Origin of the sequence: Acidipropionibacterium virtanenii (genome assembly GCF_003325455.1) — a bacterium.
In the GTDB taxonomy this organism is placed as follows: domain Bacteria; phylum Actinomycetota; class Actinomycetes; order Propionibacteriales; family Propionibacteriaceae; genus Acidipropionibacterium; species Acidipropionibacterium virtanenii.
In genome coordinates this window covers 1,753,607-1,774,565 of record NZ_CP025198.1, presented here as the reverse complement: position 1 = coordinate 1,774,565, position 20,959 = coordinate 1,753,607, and the positions used below count along the sequence as shown (strand labels likewise).

Sequence of the window (20,959 nt, the reverse complement as noted above, 5' to 3'; positions counted from 1 at the left end):
CTTCACAGGAAATAAGGGGGGTGCCTGCAGGTCCGGATTTCCATGGTGTTGAAATAGACCCATGGACGCAGTGCGCGCGGAGTTTCGGATGGGCCTGGACATCGGTTCCACAACGATCAAGGCGGCCGTCTTCGACGGCGATCCCCTCAACGGGGCGTCGATCGTCTTCGAGGACTACCGAAGACACCATGCCGATATCACGGCAGCCATCGCCTCCCTGCTGGCAGACGCCTCGGCGGCACTGCCCGACGCCATGGTGCGCGTCTCGGTCACCGGATCGGCCGGCCTGGGCACCGCCGACGCCCTCGACGTCCCCTTCATCCAGGAGGTGATGGCCGAGACGGCCGCGGTCCAGCACTGGAACCCCGACGCCGACGTGCTGCTGGAGCTGGGCGGCGAGGACGCCAAGATCACCTACCTCAAGCCCGTCCCCGAACAGCGCATGAACGGGTCCTGCGCCGGCGGCACCGGAGCCTTCATCGACCAGATGGCCACCCTGCTGCACACCGACGCGCCCGGACTCAACGACCTGGCCCTGCACGCCACCACCACCCACCCCATCGCCTCGCGCTGCGGCGTCTTCGCCAAGTCCGACCTGCAACCACTGATCAACGAGGGGGCCCGCCACGAGGACCTGGCCGCCTCGGTGATGCAGGCCGTGGCCACCCAGTGCATCGCCGGGCTGGCCTGCGGCCGTCCGATCCGCGGCCAGGTGATCTTCCTGGGCGGGCCGCTGCACTTCATGCCCAGCCTGCGCAAGGCCTTCGGCAAGGTGCTCGACGGCAAGGTCCGGGAGTTCGTCACCCCCGATCGCGCACAGCTGTACGTCGCCATGGGTGCGGCTCTCAAGGCCGAGTCGGCGCCTCAGAGCCTGGCCGATCTGGCCCGCCGGGCGAGGACGGCGCGCACCGAGACCGGCCTGAGCCAGTCGATGCCGCCACTGTTCCACGACCAGGCCGAGCTCGACGCCTTCGGTGCCCGCCACGCCCGCACCAAGCTGCCCACCCTTCCGCTCTCTGCGGCCCGGGGAGACCTCTTCCTGGGCATCGACGCCGGCTCCACCACCATCAAGTCGGTGCTGCTGGACGAGTCCCTGACCATCGTGGCCTCCCACTACGCCTCCAACGAGGGCGATCCGGTCAACGCCGCGGTCTCGATCCTCGCCGACCTCTACGACACCCTGCCCGACGGGGCCCGGATCGCCCGCACCTGCACCACCGGCTACGGCGAGGGGCTGGTCAAGGCGGCGCTGGGAGCCGAGGACGGCGAGGTGGAGACGATGGCCCACTACCGGGCCGCCGAGCACCTGTGCCCCGGCGTCACGTCGATCATCGACATCGGCGGCCAGGACATGAAGTACCTCAAGGTCTTCGACGACTGCATCGATTCGATCAGCGTCAACGAGGCCTGCTCCTCGGGCTGCGGATCCTTCCTGCAGACCTTCGCCGCCGGCATGGACACCGACATCCGGAGCTTCGCGCAGATGAGCCTGCTGGCGGCCCACCCGGTGGACCTGGGCAGCCGGTGCACCGTCTTCATGAACTCCTCGGTCAAGCAGGCCCAGAAGGAGGGCGCGACCCCCAACGATATCGCCGCAGGGCTGTCCTACTCGGTGGTGCGCAACGCCCTCTACAAGGTCATCAAGCTCACCGATCCCGCCCAGCTGGGCGAGCGGGTCGTCGTCCAGGGCGGCACCTTCCTCAACGACGCCGTGCTGAGGGCCTTCGAACTGCTCACCGGCCGCGAGGTCGTCCGCCCGAACGAGGCGGGACTGATGGGCGCCTACGGTGCGGCGCTGACCGCCCGCGCCCGGTTCCACGACGGCGAGCAGTCCACCGGCCTGGGGCTGCGCGACCGCTCCGAGCTCGACGGCTTCGCCGTGGAGACCCACCGCGACGACTGCACGCTGTGCCAGAACCACTGCCAGCGCACCATCTCCACCTTCTCCGACGGCCGGATCTTCGTCTCCGGAAACCGCTGCGACCGCGGCGCCGAGGTGGACAACCGGGCCGCCGCCCGGCGTCCCAAGTCCGAACTGCCCAATGTCTTCGAGGAGAAGTACAAGAGGCTGTTCTCCTACCGCCGTCTCACCGCCAAGAAGGCCTTCCGCGGCGACCTGGGCCTGGCCCGGGCGCTCAACATGTACGAGAACTACCCGTTCTGGTTCACCACCCTCTCGGCCCTGGGCTACCGGGTGATGATCTCGGGCCGCTCCTCCCACGCGCTGTTCGACAAGGGCATGGAGTCCATCGCCTCCGAGAACATCTGCTACCCCGCCAAGCTCAACAACGGCCACATCCAGGACCTCATCGATCGTGGCGTCAAGAGGATCTTCGACCCCTGCATCCGCTTCGAGCAGGCCGAGGTGGGAGACGCCGACAACCACTTCAACTGCCCGGTGGTGGCCTCCTACCCCGAGGTGATCCGCGCCAACGTGGAGGACCTGCGGGAGAAGGATGTGGAGCTCATCTCCCCCTTCCTGTCGCTGTCCGACCGCGACAAGCTGGCCGAGCGGCTGGCCGAGGTCTTCGCCTCGGACGGGGTCGGCGTCGAGGAGGCCCGTGACGCACTGGACAAGGGATTCGCAGAGGACGAGGCGTTCCGCGCCGACGTGCGAAAGATGGGCGAGGACGCCCTGGCCTATATGGCCGAGCACCACGTCCCCGGCATCGTGCTGGCCGGACGCCCCTATCACGTCGACCCCGAGATCCACCACGGCATCCCCGAGATGGCCAACTCGCTGGGGCTGGCGGTGCTCACCGAGGACTCGGTCGCCCACCTGGGCGCCGATCTGCTGGAGCGCCCGCTGCGGGTGCGCGACCAGTGGATGTTCCACTCCCGGCTCTACCAGGCCGCCGCCTTCGTGGCCTCCCGCAAGGACCTGGAGATCGTCCAGCTCAACTCCTTCGGCTGCGGGCTGGACGCCATCACCACCGACCAGGTGCGCGAGATCATGGCCGCCCGCGACCGGATCTACACCACTCTCAAGATCGATGAGGTCTCCAACCTCGGTGCCGCCCGGATCCGGCTGCGCTCCCTGCAGGCCGCCTCGAAGGACCGCACCAGCCATGAGCGGCCGGAGATCAACCATCACCTGTCGGACGAACGGGTGCCCTTCACCAAGGAGATGCGCACCACCCACACGATCCTGGTGCCCCAGCTGGCCCCTTACCAGACCTCCCTCATCGAGGCGGCTCTGCGGGCCTGCGGCTACAACGTCGAGGTGCTGGAGACCGCACCGAAGTCCGACATCGAGTACGGCCTCTCGCTGGTCAACAACGACGCCTGCTTCCCCGCCATCGTGGTCATCGGCCAGCTGGTGAGCGCCCTGAAGTCCGGTAAGTACGATCTGGACCGCACCACCCTGTTCCTCACCCAGACCGGTGGCATGTGCCGGGCCACCAACTACATCGCGCTGCTGCGCAAGGGACTCAAGGACGCCGGTTTCGGCCGCATTCCGGTGATCGCCGCCAGCCTGCAGGGCATCGAGGACAACCCCGGCTTCTCGCTCACCGCGCCGCTCGTGCACAAGGGCGTCCAGGCCATCTCGCTCGGCGACCTGCTGCAGAAGGTACACCTTCGCACCCGCCCATACGAGGCCGTCGAGGGGTCCTCCACCGCGCTCATGAAGCGCTGGACCACGATCTGCCGGGAGCACTTCCTGGAGGGCGGGCGCTCGAAGACCCTGGGAGCGCGGACCTCCTACAAGAAGCTCATCCGCGGCATCGTCGACGACTTCGAGGCTCTGGAGCTGCGCGACCTGCCCCGCAGACCGCGGGTCGGTGTGCTCGGCGAGATCCTCGTGCAGTTCCATCCCGACGCCAACAACCACATCGTCGACACCATCGAGTCCGAGGACTGCGAGGCGGTGCTTCCGGGCCTGATGTGGTTCGTCTACAACTGCCTGTCCTCGGGCGACTACAACTACCAGACCTTCGGCACCGACAAGTGGGGCCGCCACATCAAGAAGGCCTTCCGGTCCCTGCTGCTGCAGTACCAGAAGCCCATCGACGCCGCGCTTGCCGCCAGCACCCGGTTCGAGGTCTCCACCCCCATCACCACCTTGATGGACGAGGCACAGAAGGTGGTGCAGCTGGGCAACCAGTCCGGCGAGGGCTGGTACCTGGTGGGCGAGATGGTCGACATGATCCGCGAGGGGGTGCCCAACATCGCCTGCGTGCAGCCCTTCGCCTGCCTGCCGAACCACGTCACCGGTCGCGGCATCTTCCGCGAGATCCGCCGCCAGTACCCGCAGGCCAATGTGGTGTCCATCGACTATGATCCGGGCGCCTCCCAGGTCAACCAGCTCAATCGCATCAAGCTGATGGCCGCCACCGCCCGGGACCGCAACGCCGCCGAGCAGGAGATGCCCACCTCCCCGGCGACCGCCCCCGCGGCGATGGAGACCGCGGGGGTCTGAGGCTCAGCTCACCACTGGCCGATGACGCCGGGGCGAAGATCCTCGGCGGGCGGGTTCCAGGTCTGCGCGTCGGCGGAGATCTGGTCTCCCGAGCGGATGTCCTTGACCTCGTCTCCACCCTGCTGGTCTCGCCCGCCGGGGAACCACACGAAGGGGATGCCGCGCCGGTCGGCATGCTTGATCTGCTTGCCGTACTTGTCGGCACCGGGCGCCACCTCGCAGGCGATGCCGCGGGCGCGCAGGGATGCGGCGACGCCCTCGGAGACGTCGCGCTCGTCCTCGGTGTTGACGGCCACCAGCACGGCGCTGGGCACGGTGCGGGTGGAACCGAGCCGGCCGCGGGCGATCATCGGGGCCAGTAGCCGGGTGAGCCCCAGCGAGATGCCGACGCCGGGGTAGGTGTGCTTCTCGTCACTGGCCAGGGCGTCGTAGCGGCCGCCCGAGGACACCGACCCCATGGACTCGTGGCCCACCAGCTCGGTCTCGTAGACGGTGCCGGTGTAGTAGTCCAGGCCGCGGGCGATCTTGAGGTCGGCGACCATCCGGCCGGGCACGGCCCGGTTGACGGCGGTGACCACCCGGTCCAGGGCGTCCAGGCCCTCCTCCAGCAGGTCGTTGGTCACGCCCAGTTCGCGGACAGCGGCGATGAAGGAGTGGTCGGCCGAGGAGATTCCTGCCAGGGCGACGCACCTGTCGGCCTGGGTCTCACTGAGCCCGAGCTCCTCGGTGAGCAGCTCGTGGACGGCCGCCGGGCCGATCTTGTCGTACTTGTCGACCCGCTGGAGGACGCCGGCCGGCTCCTCGATGCCCAGCCCGCGGTAGAAGCCCTCCGAGAGCTTGCGGTTGTTGACGTGCATGAGCACCGGCGGGAAGCCCAGCTCGGTGTGGAGGCGCTCCAGGGCCTCCAGCATCACCAGCGGGGCCTCGACGTCGTGGTGGGCGGCCAGGGTCTGCGAGCCGACGATGTCGATGTCGGCCTGGGTGAACTCGCGATAGCGGCCCTCCTGGGGACGCTCGCCGCGCCACACCTTCTGGATCTGGTAGCGCCGGAAGGGGAACTGCAGATGCCCGGCGTTCTCCAGCACATAGCGGGCGAAGGGCACCGTGAGGTCGAAGTGCAGGCCGAGTCGGTCCTTGTCCTGGCGGGCCTCGTGCTCGTCGGCCTGGAGCCGGCTGACGACGTAGACCTCCTTGTCGATCTCGCCCTTGCGGGTCAGCGACTGCATCGTCTCGACGGCGCGCGTGTTGACCGGTGCGAAGCCGTGGAGCTCGAAGGTCTCCTCAAGGATCCGAATGACGTGGTTCTCCACCATCTGTCCCTGGGGCAGGAACTCGGGGAAACCGGACAGTGGCTTGAGGCGGGCCATGAATCTTCCTTCGGTGTCGGAATGTGTCGAGGATCGGGGGTCAGCGGGTCGGGGCGTGCAGGTACGGGTTGGCGGCCCGCTCGGCGGCCATGGTGGTGGGTCCGCCGTGGCCGGGCAACAGGTGGGTGGCGTCGTCCAGGGGCCACACGACCTCCTCGAGGCTGGTGGCCATCACCGCCGGATCGCCGCCCGGCATATCGGTGCGCCCGACCGATCCGGCGAAGACGACGTCTCCGGACAGTACGACGGGCCCGTGCTCGGCGTCGACCAGCCGGATCATCGAGGAGCCCGGGGTGTGGCCGGGGGCGTGCAGGAATTCCAGGTCGAAGCCGGCCAGCCGGTGGTGGGAGTCGGGGGCGACGTCGATCACCTCGTCGGGCTCAGCCAGACTGGTCGAGCCGTAGAACTCCATCAGCAGGGGTGCGGCGAAGTCGGCCAGGCCCTCCATCGGCTCGGACAGCAGGTTGCGGTCGTCGACCGGGCAGAACACCGGGACGTCATATCTGCGACCCGCCTCGCGGGCGGATCCGACGTGGTCGATGTGGCCGTGGGTGAGGGCCACCGCGACGGGGCTCAGGTGATGGGCCGCCAGCCCGGACGGCAGGGTCTCCATGGCCCCCATGCCCGGGTCCACGATGACGCAGTCGGACCCCTCGGCGGCTGCCAGGAGGTAGCAGTTCGCCTGGAAGGGACCCGTTACGAAGGAGGCGATGAGCACAACCGCCACCATATCGGGCAAGATGGGCCTATGAGTCATGCAGCGGGTCCGCAGTCATTCGGTCGGGTCGACGACGACGGGACCGTCTATGTCCGTACCTCCGAGGGGGAACGGGCTGTGGGACAGGTCCCCGACGTCTCCGGCGAGGAGGCATTGGAGTTCTTCGTCCAACGGTTCAGGTCACTGGAGACGGAGGTGGACCTGCTGGAATCCAGACTGACGTCGGGGACGTTGACCCCCGAGAACGCCCGGAAGACGGCGGTCAAGCTCCGTTCCTCGATCTCCTCGGCCAACGCGGTCGGCGATCTCGCCGGCCTGGTCTCCAGAGTGGACGCTCTGGCCCCCGACATCGAGGCCAAGGCCGAGCACAAGCGGGAGCAGAAGGCCGAGGCCCAGGCCGCGGCCAGGGCCGCGAAGGAGGAGATGGTCGCCAGGGCCGAGGCCATCGCCGCAGGAAACGACTGGCGCGGCGGGGTGAACAAGTTCCGCAACCTGCTCGAGGAGTGGAAGAAGCTGCCGCGGATCGACCATGCCACCGATGACGCCCTGTGGCACCGCTTCTCCAGCGCCCGGACCACCTACACGCGGCGTCGCAAGGCCCAGTTCGCCGAGCAGAACGCCCAGCGGGACCAGGCCCGTCGGGCCAAGGAGGCCATCATCGAGGAGTCCCGCCCGTTGGCGAACTCCACCGACTGGGGCCCCACCGCCCGCGATTTCCGCGATCTGATGGCCCGTTGGAAGGCCGCCGGTCCCGCCCCCCGCGAGGTCGACGACAAGCTGTGGAAAGAGTTCCGGGCCATCCAGGACACCTTCTTCAACGCCCGCACGGCGGCCATGAACGAGCAGGACGAGGAGTTCCGCGGCAACCAGACCGCCAAGGAGGAGCTTCTGGACGCCGCCGAGCACCAGATCCTCCCGGTCTCCGACATCGCCGCCGCCAAGGACCAGTTCCGCGCCTTCCTGGAGAAGTTCAACGAGATCGGCAAGGTGCCCCGCGATGCGATGCGCCGCATCGACGCCCGGGTCCGCGACCTGGAGCAGAAGGTCCACTCGGCCGAGCAGGCCGAGTGGAAGCGCACCGATCCGCAGGCCCGCGACCGGGCCGCCGACACGGTGAACATGCTCAGCGTCCAGATCGAGAAGCTGGAGGCCGATGCCGCCAGGGCGGAGGCCGCGGGCAAGGAGAAGGACGCCCGGAAGACCCGGGAGTCGATCGAGACCTACCAGACCTGGCTCGCCCAGGCGAAGAAGGCCCTGGACGAGTTCAGCGGCTGATCGTCAGCCGGCTGTCCTGATCCGGACGTCACGACCGCCCGACGATGAGGGCCCGCAGGGCCCCTGCGTCGTCGGGCAGGTCGACGACGTGGCGCGGGAGCTCCTCCAAACCCTCGAAGCGGGCCGGGCACTCGGGGACCCGCCCGGTGGCCTCGGCGATAGTGTCGGTGAACTTCACCGGCAGGGCGGTCTCCAGCACGATCATCGGGATTCCCGGTTCGAGGTGGCGGCGCGCCACGGTGACGGCGTCGGCGGTGTGCGGGTCGATGAGCACCTGGTCGCGATCGAGCACCTGCGCGATGGTGGCCAGCCGGTCGGCATGACGAGAGGATCCCGACACGAATCCGAATCTGGCCCTGATCGACTCGAACTCTCCGGTGCCGGCCAGGGAGAAGCTCCCCCGCTGCGCCAGCTGATCGCCGAACAGGTCGCGGATCCGCTCGGCGTCGCGGCCCAGCAGGTCGAAGATGAAGCGCTCGAAGTTCGAGGCCTTGGAGATGTCCATCGAGGGCGAGGAGGTCGCCAGGGTCTCTGCGGCCCCGCGCACCCGGTAGATGCCGGTGCGGAAGAACTCGTCGAGGACGTTGTTCTCATTGGTGGCCAGCACCAGCGTCCTGATCGGCACTCCCATCATCCGGGCGACGTGGCCCGCCATGATGTCGCCGAAGTTGCCGGTCGGCACCGCGAAGGACACCTCCTGGTCGTCGGCCGTGGTGGCCCGCAGCCAGGAGGAGATGTAGTAGACGACCTGGGCGGCCAGCCTCGCCCAGTTGATCGAATTCACGGCACCGAGCTGGTAGCGACGCCGGAAGTCCAGGTCGCAGAAGAGCGCCTTGACCAGATCCTGGCAGTCGTCGAACACCCCGTCGACGGCGATGTTGACGATCGACGGGTCGTCGAGGCTGAACATCTGGGCCTGCTGGAACGGGGTCATCCGCCCGGCCGGGGTGAGCATGAAGACCCGGATGCCGCGGCGTCCCCGCATCGCGTACTCGGCCGCCGACCCTGTGTCGCCGCTGGTGGCTCCCAGAATGGTGAGTTCCCGGCCGCGCCTGGCCAGCTCGAACTCGAAGAGCCGGCCGAGCAGCTGCATGGCCATGTCCTTGAAGGCGGCAGTGGGGCCGCCCGACAGGTGTGCCAGCCACAGGCCGCCGTCCAGCTCGTCGACCGGGGCGATCAGGGGGCTGGAGAAGATCTCGTCGCTGTAGGCCTCGGCGCACAGCCGTCGCAGGTCCGCGGCGTCGATGTCGTCGATGAACAGCGACAGCACCGCGGCCGCCAGGCCGGCGTATCCCTCGTCGGCCAGGATCGACCGCCACGTCGCCAGCACGGCGGCGTCGACCTGCGGATAGGTCTCGGGCAGGTACAGACCGCCGTCTGGGGCCAGGCCCTCGAGCAGGATCTCGCTGAATCCGGGCCGGGGGTCGTCGGGCAGTCCGCGGGTGGAGAGGTAGCGCACGCAATGAACCCTACCCACCCTTCAGGCTGTCATCTCCATCGCAAAGCTGCCGCCACCAGAGCTCGGTCGCAGACCCCACCCGCAACGCGAGGCCGGCGACGCCCACCCCATCCCCACAGAGCCACCGCCACGGGGTTCCAAGGGGTCGTCCCTTTGGCTCTTAAGATTTGACGCGGTAGACGTCGTAGACGCCGGAGATGCGGCGGATCGACTCCACCAGGTGCTTGAGGTGGGTGGGATCGGGAGACTCGAAGGTCAGGCGCAGCCGCGCCAGATGGTTCTTGGAGGCGCTCATATTGGCCGACAGCACCGAGACTCCCTGCTCGGCGAGGATCTTCGAGGTGTCGAAGAGCAGCCCGGAGCGGTCCAGACCCTCCACCTGCACGGTGACGACATAACCCTCCTGTGCCCCGCCGGCCCAGGACACCGGGACGATGCGCTCGGGGTACTGCAGCAGGTGCTTGGCGTTGGAGCAGTCGGTGCGGTGCACCGAGACCCCGTCGGAACGGGTGACGAAGCCCATGATCTCGTCGCCCGGCAGCGGGGTGCAGCAACGGGCGAGCTTGACCAGCATGTCGGGATTCCCGTCGACGATGACGCCGGTCTCGGAATGCCGGCGCACCGCGGGGGCGACGACCCCCACCGGGGCGTCCTCGTCGCGGTCGGCCCGCGCCTCCTCGGCCCCGCCGCCCAGCGACACCAGCTTCTCGACCACCGACTGGGGGCTGATGTTGTGCTCCCCCACCGCGGCGTAGAGGCCGTTGACATCGGCCACCTTGAGGTCGTTGGCGACCGCGGTGAGGTATTCCACCGTCAGGAGGTTCTGCAGGTGAAGGCCGCCGTGGCGGATCTCCTTGGCGATGGCCTCCTTGCCGTTCTCGATGGACTCCTCGCGCCGCTCGCGGGTGAAATGGGCCTTGATCTTGGAGCGGGCCCGAGGGCTGGCCACGAACTGCAGCCAGTCGCGGCTCGGCCCGGCGTCGGGGGCGTTGGAGGTGAGGACGTCGACGACGTCGCCGTTGGCCAGCTGGGTCTCCAGGGGCACCAGCTTCCCGTTGACCCGCGCACCGATGCAGCGGTGACCCACCTCGGTGTGCACCGAGTAGGCGAAGTCCACCGGGGTCGATCCCTGCGGCAGCGACACCACGTCGCCCTTGGGGGTGAAGACGTAGACCTCGGTCGAGTTGATCTCGAAGCGCAGCGAGTCGAGGAACTCACTGGGGTCGTCCTCCTCCTTGGACCACTGGTTGAGGCTGCGCACCCACGACAGCTCGGATCCGTCGGAGTGGATGCCCTTGCCGGCGGCGTTGGGATCCTCCTTGTACTTCCAGTGCGCCGCGACGCCGTACTCGGCGCGGCGATGCATGTCGTGGGTGCGGATCTGCAGTTCCACGGGCCTGCCCCCGGGTCCCAGCACGGTGGTGTGCAGAGACTGGTACATGTTGTACTTCGGCATCGCGATGTAGTCCTTGAACCGGCCCGGCAGCGGGTTCCATCGCACATGCATCACCCCCAGGGCCGCGTAACAGTCGCGAGGGGTGTCGACCAGGATCCGCAACCCGACCAGGTCGTAGATGTCGGAGAAGTCCCGGCCGCGCACCACCATCTTCTGGTAGATGGAGTAGTAGTGCTTCGGCCGACCGTAGACGGTGGCGTTGATGCCGGCCTCGGCCAGGTCGGCCCGGACGATCTCGATGACCTCCTTGAGCTGCTTCTCCCGCTGCGGGGCCTGCTCGGCCACCAGATGGACGATCTCGTCGTAGAGCTTCGGCTGAGTGGTGGAGAAGGCCAGATCCTCCAGCTCCCATTTGACGGCGTTCATGCCCAGGCGGTGGGCCAGCGGGGCGAAGATCTCCAGTGTCTCCTTGGCGATCCGGTTCTGCTTGTCCGGGCGCAGGAAGCCCAGGGTGCGCATGTTGTGCAGCCGGTCGGCCAGCTTGATCACCAGCACCCGGATGTCGCGGCTCATCGCGATGACCATCTTGCGGATCGTCTCGGCCTTGGCCGAGGAGCCGTACTGCACCTTGTCGAGCTTGGTGACGCCGTCGACGAGCAGCGCGACCTCCTCGCCGAAATCGGCGGTGAGCTGCTCCATGGTGTACGAGGTGTCCTCGACGGTGTCGTGCAGCAGGCCCGCGCACAGCGTCTGATCGTCCATGCCGAGCTCGGCCAGGATCATCGCCACGGCCAGTGGATGGGTGATGTAGGGGTCCCCGGATTTTCGGGTCTGGCCGCGGTGATAGTGGTCGGCGGTCTCGTAGGCCCGTTCCAGCAGCGCGACGTCGGAACTCGGATGGGCGGCGAGCACGGTGGAGATGAGCGGGTCGAGGACTGCCTGGGTGGCCTGCTTGGGGGCGCGCCAGCGCACGAAGCGCTCCCTCATCCGCATCCGCGGCTGAGGTGCCCGGGCGACCTCCTGGGAACGCGGTCGTCCGGGCGCGCCACGACCGGTCCCGTAGGGCCCGTACACGCTCTCCTCGGCCACGATCAACCTCCTGTCCGCGGATCGGGCGCCGCGTAGGGCCGTCAGTCTAGTTCGGCCGTATCAGCTCTGCGGCGCAGCAGGGAAGCGTGGACGGCGGGTCAGCGCTCGGCGTACCACCACCACCGAGTCCCCGGTGGTCAGCTTCTCGAGGTTCGGGTCGTAGAAGTTCAGCAGGGTGTCGTTGCGGATCACGGCCAATACCCGCTCATTGACGATGTCATCGGGACGGGCACCCACCTCGTCGGCGCTGACCTTGCGCTGGATCACCTCCATGCCATGGGCGCTGGAGAGCAGGTCGTCGATGACCTCGCCGACGTGCGGATTCACCGAGGACAGGCCGAGCAGCCGACCGACCGCGTCGGCGGAGGTGACCACGGAGTCGGCCCCGGACTCGCGCAGCAGCGGCAGATTCTCCTCCTCGCGGCCGGCTACCACGATGTGGCAGCGCGCGTTGAGCTGACGCACGGTCAGCGTGGTGAGGATCGCCGTGTCGTCGCGTGGCAGCGTGATGACGACTTCGCGGGCCTTGCCGATCTCGGCGCGACGCAGCAGCTCGCGCCGGGTCGCGTCCCCCTCGAATGCGGCCAGCCCGTTGCGGTTGGCCTCGGCCACCGCCGCGGCCTTGGCATCGATGACGACGATCCTGTCGGAGGGGACGTCATGGCTGCGCAGCGTGGTGATGGCGCTGCGGCCCTTCGTCCCGTAACCGATGACCACTGTGTGATTGCGCATATTTCTCCTCCAGCCGGCGTCGCGCATGCTGCGCCGGCCCTCGGTGGCCAGGACCTCCAGGGTGGCACCGACCAGCAGGACCAGGAAGGCGATCCTCAACGGGGTGATCACGACGGCGCTCAACAGCCGGGCGTGGGGGGTCAGAGGCGTGATGTCGCCGTAGCCGGTGGTGGTGACCGTCACGGTCGAGTAGTACAGGGCGTCGATGAAGGAGACCCCGTCGTGAGCGACGTTGTCGATGTAGGAGCCCCGGTCGATGTAGACGATGATCGTGCTGATGATCATCAGCAGCAGCGCGAGTCCGGCGCGCCGGGCCAGCTCCGCCAGCGGGCTGTGGGTCTTGAAGGGCAGATGCACCAGGGTGGTGCGCTTGATATTCCTGGTGCTCTCCTTGGCCGCCTGGGTCTCCTGGTCGGACATCGGGACCCGGCTCAGCCCGCGATGACGGCGTCGAAGGAGTCGATTCCCGCCTTCGCCAGGGTGGCACGCCCACCCAGCGCCGGCAGCTCCATGAGCACCGAGACCTGGGCCAGGGTGACGTCGAGGTGCTTCAACAGCCCGGCCGTGGCGGCGATGGTGCCGCCGGTGGCCAGGATGTCGTCGACGATCATCACCCGGGCTCCCCGCGGGACGGCGTCGCGGTGCACGGTGAGGGTCTCGGCGCCGTACTCCAGGTCGAAGCTCTGGGAGAAGACCTCTCCGGGCAGCTTGCCTGGCTTGCGGACGGGCACGAATCCGATCCCCAGGGACAGGGCCACCGGGGCAGCGAAGACGAATCCCCTGGCCTCGATGCCCACCACCACGTCGATGTCCCGGGGTGCGGTGGCCACCAGTTCGTCGATGGCGGCCGAGAATCCGTTGGGATTGCCCAGCAGCGGGGTGATGTCCTTGAAATCGACCCCCGGCTCCGGAAAGTCGGGCACCGAACGGATCAGCCCGGAGATGAGCCGGCTCCTGCCGGTCGCTGTGGTTGCGGTCATTTCTTCCTCTGCGATCTGGTGGTCCTGGAGCCCTGTTTGCGGGCAGGCCGCTCGGCCGGGGCCTCGGGCAGATCGGCCGCGCTCACCGCGGCCCCCGACGTCACGGTCTGCGCCTTGACCCGGGGAGCGTCCTCGGCGGCCCTGGAGCGACGCTTCGCCACGGCCCGGTCGTGCTTGCGGATCTCCTCCTCGCGGCCCTTGAACTGGCTGAAGATCGGGGCGGCGATGAAGATCGAGGAGTAGGCGCCGGCGATCATGCCGACGAACAGGGCGAGACCGAGATCCTCCAGGGGTCCCGAACCGAGCACGAAGGCTCCGGCGAACAGCAGCGCGGCCACCGGCAGCACCCCGATGAGGGTCGTGTTGACCGAGCGGACCAGGACCTGATTGATGGCCAGGTTGACCGCCTCGGGGAAGGTCCGGTCGGGTTGCTGCTCCAGGTGGGAGGTGTTCTCGCGCACCTTGTCGAAGACCACCACCGTGTCGTAGAGCGAGTACCCGAGGATGGTGAGCACGCCGATGAGGGTGGAGGGGGTGACGCTGAACCCGACGATGGCGTAGACGCCGACGGTGATGACGACGTCGTGGACCAGCGCGATGATCGCGGCGACGGCCATCTTCCAGTTCCGGAAGTACGCCCAGATCTGGATCATCACCAGGACCAGGAAGACCAGCAGCGCCTGGAGGGCCTTGTTGGTGATCTCCGAGCCCCACTGGCTTCCGACGTTGGAGTAGGTGACCGAGGTCTGCGAGCCGCCGGTGACACTGGCGATCGCGGCGCGCACCGTGGTGTTCTCCGAGGCGCTCAGCGGTCGCGTCTGGACCCGCACCGCGTCATCGCCCATCGAGACCACCTCGGTGCCGTCCAGATCGGAGGGGCCCGAGGAGACCACCGCGTCGCGGATCTTGTCGGTGGTGCCGCCCGCCACGTGCACCGATGCCTTGAACTCCACGCCGCCCTGGAAGTCGATACCCAGGTTCAGGCCGCGCAGCGCCAGCCCGAGCACCGAGATGACGATGAGGGTCAGGGAGACCAGGTACCAGACCTTCTTGCGGTCGATGAAGGGGTAGGAGACCTTGCCGGTGTAGAGGGCGTGGGCCAGACCGGTCTTGTGTTGCGCCATCTCAGGCCTCCTCTCCGTCGTCCGTCACTGATGTGTCCGCAGCAGTGCTGTTGCGCGCCCGTGCCCGTGCCGCCCTGCGCCCCAGCAGCGACAGCTCCGAGACGCCCATGTGGCGGGCCTCCAGGCCGGAGAACCGGCGTCCCTCGCCCCAGAACCTCGTCCGCCCGAGCAGCACGACGACCGGATGGGTGAAGAAGAAGCAGATCAGCAGGTCGATGACCGTGGTGAGGCCGAGGGTGAAGGCGAATCCCTTCACCTGGTCGACCGACAGGATGAACAGGATGACCGCCGAGAGCAGGGAGACGCCGTCGGCCATGGCGATCGTGCCGCGGGCCTTGAGCCATCCGGTCTGCAGCGCGGTGCGCAGCGTGCGTCCCTCCCGGATCTCGTCGCGTATTCGTTCGAAGTAGACGATGAAGGAGTCGGCGGTGATGCCGATCGCCACGATGGCGCCGGCCACCCCGGCCAGCGAGAGGGTGAATCCCATCGACTCGCCGAGCAGCACCATGGCCGCGTAGGTCCCGGCGCCGGCGATCAGCAGGGAGCTGATCACCACGATGCCCAGGCCGCGGTAGTAGAGGATGCAGTACCCGGCGACCAGGATGAGCCCGATGAGTCCGGCGATGAGACCGGCCTTGAGCTGTTCGCCGCCCAGGGTCGGAGAGACGTTGTCGACGCTGGAGGCCGTGAAGGCCAGCGGCAGGGCGCCGTACTTGAGAATGTTGGACAGTTCGTCGGCCGACTCCTGGGTGAAGTTGCCCGAGATCTGGGCCTCGCCGCTGGTGATCGGGCAGGCCCCCTGGGAGGTCTGCGGATTGAGCTCCGGGTTGGAGACGACCTTGCCGTCCAGCACGATGGCGAACTGGTTCTGCGGGGCCTGCTGGGAGCACAGCGCGGTCGTCGCGGTGGAGAAGCTCTTGGTGCCGATCGCGTTGAACTGCAGGTTGACCACATAGCTGACGCCCTGGTCGGGGATCCCCGCGGTCGACTTGGTGACCAGGGTACCGGGGATGCCCACCGGTGAGAGCAGGAACTTCATGGTGCCCTCGCGGTTGCAGGTGACCAGCGGATCGTTCTCCTCCTGGGTGCTGGGATCCCCGCAGGTGTAGTCCTGGAACTTCTGCTGGTCCTCCTCGGAGGGCTGCCAGGACTGCGCGGCCTTCATCCTGCCGGCCTCCGAGGAGGCGCTCTTGTCGTTGTACTTCTGGGCACCGGTGCCCGAACCGGCCGGGGCACTGGGCAGCCCGCTGGCCTTCGGGATCTCGGTCGACGGAGCGCTGGGCAGCCCCTGGGGGGCGGCCGCCCCCGAGGATGCGGTCGCCGAGGCCGAGGGGCCGGCCTGCGACTTGTCGACCTGCTCCTCGGTGTAGACGAATCTGAATCCCAGCTTGGCGGTCTGACCCACCATGTTGAGCAGCTTCTCGGAGTCGACGTTGGGGGCCGAGACGACGATGTTGCGGTCTCCGGCGGTCTTGACCGAGGACTCCCCCACACCCAGCGAGTTGACGCGCTGCTGGATGATGTTGCGCGCCTGCTCAAGGCTCGTCTTGGACGGCGCCTTGCCGTCATTGGCTCCGGCGGTCAGGGTGATCGTGGTTCCGCCCCTCAGATCCAGGCCGAGCCGTGGCGACCACGAGTGGGTGGCGGCCATGACGCCGTACAGGGCGGCGATCACCACCAGGAAGATGATGAGAGTCCTGCCGGGATGGAGCTTTCTGCGCTGGGTAGTGGCCACGTGGCGGAATCCTTGATCGGGGTGCGGGGTGAGGGATCAGGCCTCCGGCGCCGCGGGGGCGCCGGTCACCGGACTTACTTCTCCCCCGCCGAAGGGTACTCCGCGGACTCCTCGGCCTGCGCCGCCCCGGTCTCCTCGGCGATCTCGGCGGGATCGTCGGCGCCCGGTGCGGGCTGCTCGAGAGCGGGCTCGGCGGAGGACTGCTCGAGGACGGGCTCGGTCTCGGTGACCGACTGGTCATCGGCGAAGGAGAACTCCTCCTCATCGGGGTTGACGACCTTGCTGATGGCCTGCTTGACCACGACCACCTCGGCCCCGGGGGCCAGCTCGACGATGGCCTGCTTCTCACCGACGTGGGTGAGGGTGCCGTACAGACCGCTGGTGAGCATCACCCGGCTGCCCTCGGTCATGGAGTTCTCAAGCTCCTGACGCTGGTTCTGCTGCTTCTTCATGCTCCTGCGCGTCGTCCAGGACATGAGTCCCAGGAAGACGACCAGGATCAGAATCATTGGGAGCAAGCTCTGCATGAACAATTCCTATGTCAGACGTGGTGATGGACGCCGACATGCTACCTGTCGGGCCAACCGGCAGGCGATTCCGGGCCGCCCGTCATGGATCGGGGCCCCGGCCGGCGGGCGAGTCAGAACAAGCCGTCGGCGCCCTGCGGGGCGGGCGGGGTGAGCCCCAGGTGGTTCCAGGCGCGGTCGGTGGCGATGCGTCCCCTGGGGGTGCGCATCAGGAAGCCGAGCCGCACCAGGAAGGGTTCGGCGACCTCCTCGACCGTCTGGGGCTCCTCGCCGACGCTGATCGCCAGCGTGGACAGCCCCACCGGTCCCCCGCCGAACTTGACGCACACGGCGTCCAGCACCGCCCGGTCGAGGCGGTCCAGCCCGAGTGGATCCACTTCATAGAGATCCAGGGCCGCGGCAGCGGTGCGCGGGCTCACCGGTTTCCCGTCGCCATGATGGACCTGGGCGTAGTCGCGGACCCGGCGCAGCAGCCGGTTGGCGATGCGCGGGGTGCCCCGGGAGCGCCCGGCGATGGTCGTCGCGGTGCCCCGGGCCAGGGTGACGCCGATCACACCGGCGGAACGGGTGATGATCGACTCCAGGTCGGCGGGATCGTAGAACTCCAGCTGGGCGGTGAAGCCGAAGCGGTCGCGCAGTGGCCCGGGCAGCAGGCCGGCCCGGGTGGTCGCCCCGACGAGGGTGAAGGGGGGGATGTCGATCGGGATGGCGGTGGCGCCGGGCCCCTTGCCGACCACCACGTCGACCCGGAAGTCCTCCATCGCCAGGTAGAGCATCTCCTCGGCGGGCTTGGACATCCGATGGATCTCGTCGAGGAAGAAGACCTCGCCGGGCACCAGGGAGGACAGGATGGCCGCCAGATCGCCGGCGTGCTGGATCGCCGGGCCCGAGGAGATCCGGATCGGCGAGCCCATCTCCGCGGCGATGATCATCGCCAGGGTGGTCTTGCCCAGCCCGGGCGGGCCCGACAGCAGCACGTGATCCGGTGTGGTCTGACGGGCCCGGGCGGCCTCCAGCACCAGGCCGAGCTGGTCCGAGACTCTGGGCTGACCGCGGAACTCCGCCAGGGCTCCGGGCCGCAGTGCGGCCTCCTCTGCCTTCTCCGGCGGTTCGGCCCACGGGTCGACCGGCGAGTTCTCCATAGCCTGGTTCCAGCCCCCTCAGATAGATTCGGACCCACCCTACTCAGGGGCGCCGACAGGCCCGCCACGCCGGCGCTCCGTCTGCCGCCGTGCTATTTCGCGAGGCTGCGAAGCGCTGCGCGCATCAGCACGCCGATCGTCACGTCCGGATCGTCCTGACGCATGCCGGCCACCGAGTCCACCGCCTTCTCGGCGTCGCGGGCCGACCACCCGAGCCCGATCAGGCCCTCGCCGACCTGTTCCCGCCACGGTTCGCCGGAGGCGGCGACGGGGGTGGTACCGGCCCCGCCCGCCGAGATGAGCGGAGCCTTGTCCTTGAGTTCCAGAATGAGTTTGGCGGCGCCCTTCTTCCCGATCCCCGGCACCCGGCACAGCGCCGCGGAGTCCTCGCCGGCGATCGCGGCGCCGAGCTGGTCGGCGTCGAGCACCGACAGCATCGCCATCGCGAGTTTGGGCCCGACCCCCGATGCGGTCTGCACCAGTTCGAAGGCGTCGCGATCGGCCGCCGAGCCGAAGCCGTGCAGAGTGAGCGAGTCCTCGCGCACCACCAGGGAGGTCTCCAGCTCCAGCTGCGAGCCGATCCGGGCCGTGGCCGCAGTGGCCGGTGGGCAGGTCACCCGCAGCCCGAAGCCCGACAGGTCCAGCACCACCCAGGTGGGTCCGGCCGCGCTCACCGCGCCGCGAAGATGGGAGATCACCTCGTCACGTCCTTCCACGATCTCGGAATGCGACCGCCGCGCGCGGCCCGCTGGGCCGCCGCGGCCTCCTGCAGGCGGCGGTCGGCACCGCCGCGCCATATCTGGCAGATCGCCAGGGCCACCGCGTCGGCGGCGTCGGCCGGCCTGGGAGCCTCCTGGAGGCGCAGGATGCGGGCCACCATCAGGCCGACCTGCGCCTTGTCGGCGCGCCCCGACCCGGAGATGGCGGCCTTGACCTCGCTGGGGGTGTGCAGGTCCACCGGCAGCCCGTGGCGTGCTCCGATCACCATCGCCAGACCGGCCGCCTGGGCGGTCCCGGTGAAGGTGTTGCGCTGATGCTGGGCGAAGACCCGCTCGATGGCGACCTGATCGGGCCGATAGGTGGTGCACCACTCCTCCAGCCCGTCATGGATCCGCAGCAGTCGCTGCGAGGCCTCCATGTCGGCCGGGGTGCGGATGACGCCGGCCGCGACGAGCTCCAGCGGGCGGCCCACCCCGCCCTCGACCAGCGCCACGCCGCACCGGGTGAGGCCCGGATCGACCCCCATCACCCGGACCAGTCGCCGGTCGGAGGCGGTGACCCGGTTCAGCCTCTGGACGGGTTTCCGTGCCCCCTCGGCCGCCGGGATGGTCAGTCCTCGTCCTCGAGCGCAGCCATGACCTCGACGCTGATGTCGGCGTTGGAGTACACGTTCTGCACGTCGTCGAGGTCGTCGAGGGCGTCGAGGATCTTGAACAGCTTGCGGGCGTCCTCCAGTTCGACGGGCTGGTTGAAGTCGGCCTTGAAGGCGACCTCGGCGGACTCGTAGTCGATGCCTGCCGCCTGGACGGCCTTGCGGACGTCGACCAGGGCGTTGGGGTCGGAGATCACCTCGAAGGAGTCTCCGCCGTCGACGATGTCCTCGGGCTCGGCGTCGATGGTGGCCTCCATCAGCTCGTCCTCCGAGACCTCCTTCGTGACGGTCTTGCGCCCTTCCTCGACCTCGAAGGTCTTGGAGACCTCGACGACCCCCTTGCGCTCGAAGAGGCGCTGCACCGAGCCGCCGTCGGCCATCGTGCCGCCGTTGCGGGTGACCGCGATGCGCACATCGGAGACGGCGCGGTTGCGGTTGTCGGTGAGGCACTCGATGAGGATGGCGATACCGGCCGGGCCGTAGGCCTCGTACATGATCGTCTCATAGGAGACGGCGTCGGAACCCTCGCCCGAACCGCGCTTCACGGCGCGGTTGATGTTGTCATTGGGGACCGAGTTCTTCTTGGCCTTCTGGATCGCGTCGTAGAGGGTCGGGTTGCCCGACGGATCACCGCCGCCCACCCTGGCGGAGACCTCAATGGTCTTGATGAGTTTGGCGAACAGTTTGCCGCGCTTGGCGTCGATGGCCGCCTTCTTGTGCTTGGTGGTGGCCCACTTGGAGTGACCGCTCATGGACGCTCCTCCTCTATTCTCTCGGCAGGGATGACGTACCCGGCGCGGAGCAGCCCGCGCAGACAGCCCGACATTCTACACTCGGGCGCGATGGTGGCCTCAGAGGTCGGCGGAGATCGCGGGGACCACGGACTCGTGACAGATCTCGAGGGCGTCGGGCAGGGTGAAGCTGCCCACGTACAGGGCTGTGCCCACGATGGCTCCCTCGACCCCGATCGGCACCAGGCCGCGCAGCCGGCGGAGGTCCTCCAGGGTGGAGATGCCGCCCGAGGCGACGACGTGCCCCTGAGTGCGGGCGCACACCTGCCCGAGCAGCTCGTAGTTGGGGCCGGTCAGCATGCCGTCGCTGGCCACATCGGTGACCACGTAACGCCGGCATCCGGCCTCCTCCAGACGGGCCAGGACGTCGAGCAGCATGCCGCCCTCCCGCGTCCAGCCGCGGGCGGCCAGCCGGTCCCCGCGCACGTCCAGGCCGATCGCGACGCGATCGCCGTACTCGCCGACCACCTCATCGCACCAGGTGGGATTCTCCAGGGCCGCGGTGCCGATGTTGACCCGCCGGGCCCCGGCGGCCAGCGCGGCGTCCAGACTGGCCGAGTCCCGGATCCCGCCGGAGACCTCGACATCGACGTCGAGCTCGCCGACGATGCGACGCAGGAGGTCCGTGTTGGAGCCGCGGCCGAATGCGGCGTCGAGATCGACCAGGTGGATCCATCTGGCGCCCTGCTCCTGCCATCGGCGGGCCGCCTCCAGGGGATCTCCGAAGACCTTCTCGGAGCCGGCCACCCCCTGCTGGAGCTGGACGGCGCGGCCGTTCTGGATATCGACCGCCGGCAGCAGGACAAGTTCCTCAGTCACAGGGTGAGCCTAC

At 68.5% G+C, this 20,959-nt stretch carries 16 protein-coding genes; 2 read left to right on the top strand and 14 right to left on the bottom strand.

The features are described from left to right. Positions 1 to 61 precede the first annotated feature (61 nt). Positions 62 to 4,420 (top strand): acyl-CoA dehydratase activase-related protein, encoded by a 4,359-nt coding sequence (locus JS278_RS08120; RefSeq protein ID WP_245935060.1) that lies wholly within the window; start codon positions 62 to 64, stop codon positions 4,418 to 4,420. 8 nt (positions 4,421 to 4,428) lie between these two features. Here the strand turns inward: JS278_RS08120 and hisS are convergent, their stop codons facing one another. After that, positions 4,429 to 5,787: a histidine--tRNA ligase gene (gene hisS / locus JS278_RS08115; RefSeq protein WP_114044736.1), complete on the bottom strand. Its 1,359-nt coding sequence runs from the start codon at positions 5,785 to 5,787 to the stop codon at positions 4,429 to 4,431. A gap of 40 nt (positions 5,788 to 5,827) precedes the next feature. Next, a complete protein-coding gene (locus JS278_RS08110; RefSeq protein WP_114046204.1) occupies positions 5,828 to 6,505 on the bottom strand; it encodes an MBL fold metallo-hydrolase in 678 nt (225 codons plus the stop codon). 30 nt (positions 6,506 to 6,535) lie between these two features. Here JS278_RS08110 and JS278_RS08105 point away from each other — a divergent pair, with 30 nt between their 5' ends. Beyond that, positions 6,536 to 7,780: a DUF349 domain-containing protein gene (locus tag JS278_RS08105; protein WP_114044735.1), complete on the top strand. Its 1,245-nt coding sequence runs from the start codon at positions 6,536 to 6,538 to the stop codon at positions 7,778 to 7,780. 28 nt (positions 7,781 to 7,808) lie between these two features. On the opposite strand, the gene thrC is transcribed toward JS278_RS08105, so the two are convergent. From thrC to priA, 12 genes are all read right to left on the bottom strand, one after another. After that, entirely contained in the window at positions 7,809 to 9,239 is a 1,431-nt protein-coding gene (thrC, locus tag JS278_RS08100; RefSeq protein ID WP_114044734.1) for a threonine synthase, read from the bottom strand. 160 nt (positions 9,240 to 9,399) lie between these two features. Continuing rightward, entirely contained in the window at positions 9,400 to 11,724 is a 2,325-nt protein-coding gene (locus tag JS278_RS08095; protein ID WP_114044733.1) for a RelA/SpoT family protein, read from the bottom strand. A 60-nt stretch (positions 11,725 to 11,784) separates the two neighbouring features. After that, a complete protein-coding gene (locus JS278_RS08090; RefSeq protein WP_114044732.1) occupies positions 11,785 to 12,876 on the bottom strand; it encodes a potassium channel family protein in 1,092 nt (363 codons plus the stop codon). An 11-nt stretch (positions 12,877 to 12,887) separates the two neighbouring features. Then, positions 12,888 to 13,436, bottom strand: coding sequence for an adenine phosphoribosyltransferase (locus JS278_RS08085; protein ID WP_114044731.1), 549 nt, complete (start codon positions 13,434 to 13,436; stop codon positions 12,888 to 12,890). Continuing rightward, a complete protein-coding gene (gene secF, locus JS278_RS08080; RefSeq protein WP_114044730.1) occupies positions 13,433 to 14,560 on the bottom strand; it encodes a protein translocase subunit SecF in 1,128 nt (375 codons plus the stop codon). The genes JS278_RS08085 and secF overlap by 4 nt, the downstream gene beginning before the upstream one ends. Before the next feature lies 1 nt (position 14,561). Next, a complete protein-coding gene (gene secD / locus JS278_RS08075) occupies positions 14,562 to 16,250 on the bottom strand; it encodes a protein translocase subunit SecD (RefSeq protein WP_114046203.1) in 1,689 nt (562 codons plus the stop codon). Positions 16,251 to 16,369: 119 nt separating this feature from the next. Beyond that, on the bottom strand, positions 16,370 to 16,804 hold the full coding sequence (gene yajC / locus JS278_RS08070; RefSeq protein ID WP_181833676.1) for a preprotein translocase subunit YajC: 435 nt from the start codon (positions 16,802 to 16,804) through the stop codon (positions 16,370 to 16,372). Positions 16,805 to 16,935: 131 nt separating this feature from the next. Next, complete coding sequence (gene ruvB, locus JS278_RS08065) at positions 16,936 to 17,964, bottom strand: Holliday junction branch migration DNA helicase RuvB (protein WP_114044728.1); 1,029 nt, start codon at positions 17,962 to 17,964, stop codon at positions 16,936 to 16,938. Between the two features lie 92 nt (positions 17,965 to 18,056). Next, positions 18,057 to 18,662 (bottom strand): Holliday junction branch migration protein RuvA, encoded by a 606-nt coding sequence (gene ruvA / locus JS278_RS08060; protein ID WP_114044727.1) that lies wholly within the window; start codon positions 18,660 to 18,662, stop codon positions 18,057 to 18,059. Continuing rightward, complete coding sequence (gene ruvC / locus JS278_RS08055) at positions 18,659 to 19,210, bottom strand: crossover junction endodeoxyribonuclease RuvC (protein ID WP_114044726.1); 552 nt, start codon at positions 19,208 to 19,210, stop codon at positions 18,659 to 18,661. The genes ruvA and ruvC overlap by 4 nt, the downstream gene beginning before the upstream one ends. A gap of 83 nt (positions 19,211 to 19,293) precedes the next feature. Continuing rightward, complete coding sequence (locus tag JS278_RS08050) at positions 19,294 to 20,088, bottom strand: YebC/PmpR family DNA-binding transcriptional regulator (protein WP_114044725.1); 795 nt, start codon at positions 20,086 to 20,088, stop codon at positions 19,294 to 19,296. A 99-nt stretch (positions 20,089 to 20,187) separates the two neighbouring features. Next, complete coding sequence (priA, locus tag JS278_RS08045; RefSeq protein WP_114044724.1) at positions 20,188 to 20,946, bottom strand: bifunctional 1-(5-phosphoribosyl)-5-((5-phosphoribosylamino)methylideneamino)imidazole-4-carboxamide isomerase/phosphoribosylanthranilate isomerase PriA; 759 nt, start codon at positions 20,944 to 20,946, stop codon at positions 20,188 to 20,190. Positions 20,947 to 20,959 lie beyond the last annotated feature (13 nt).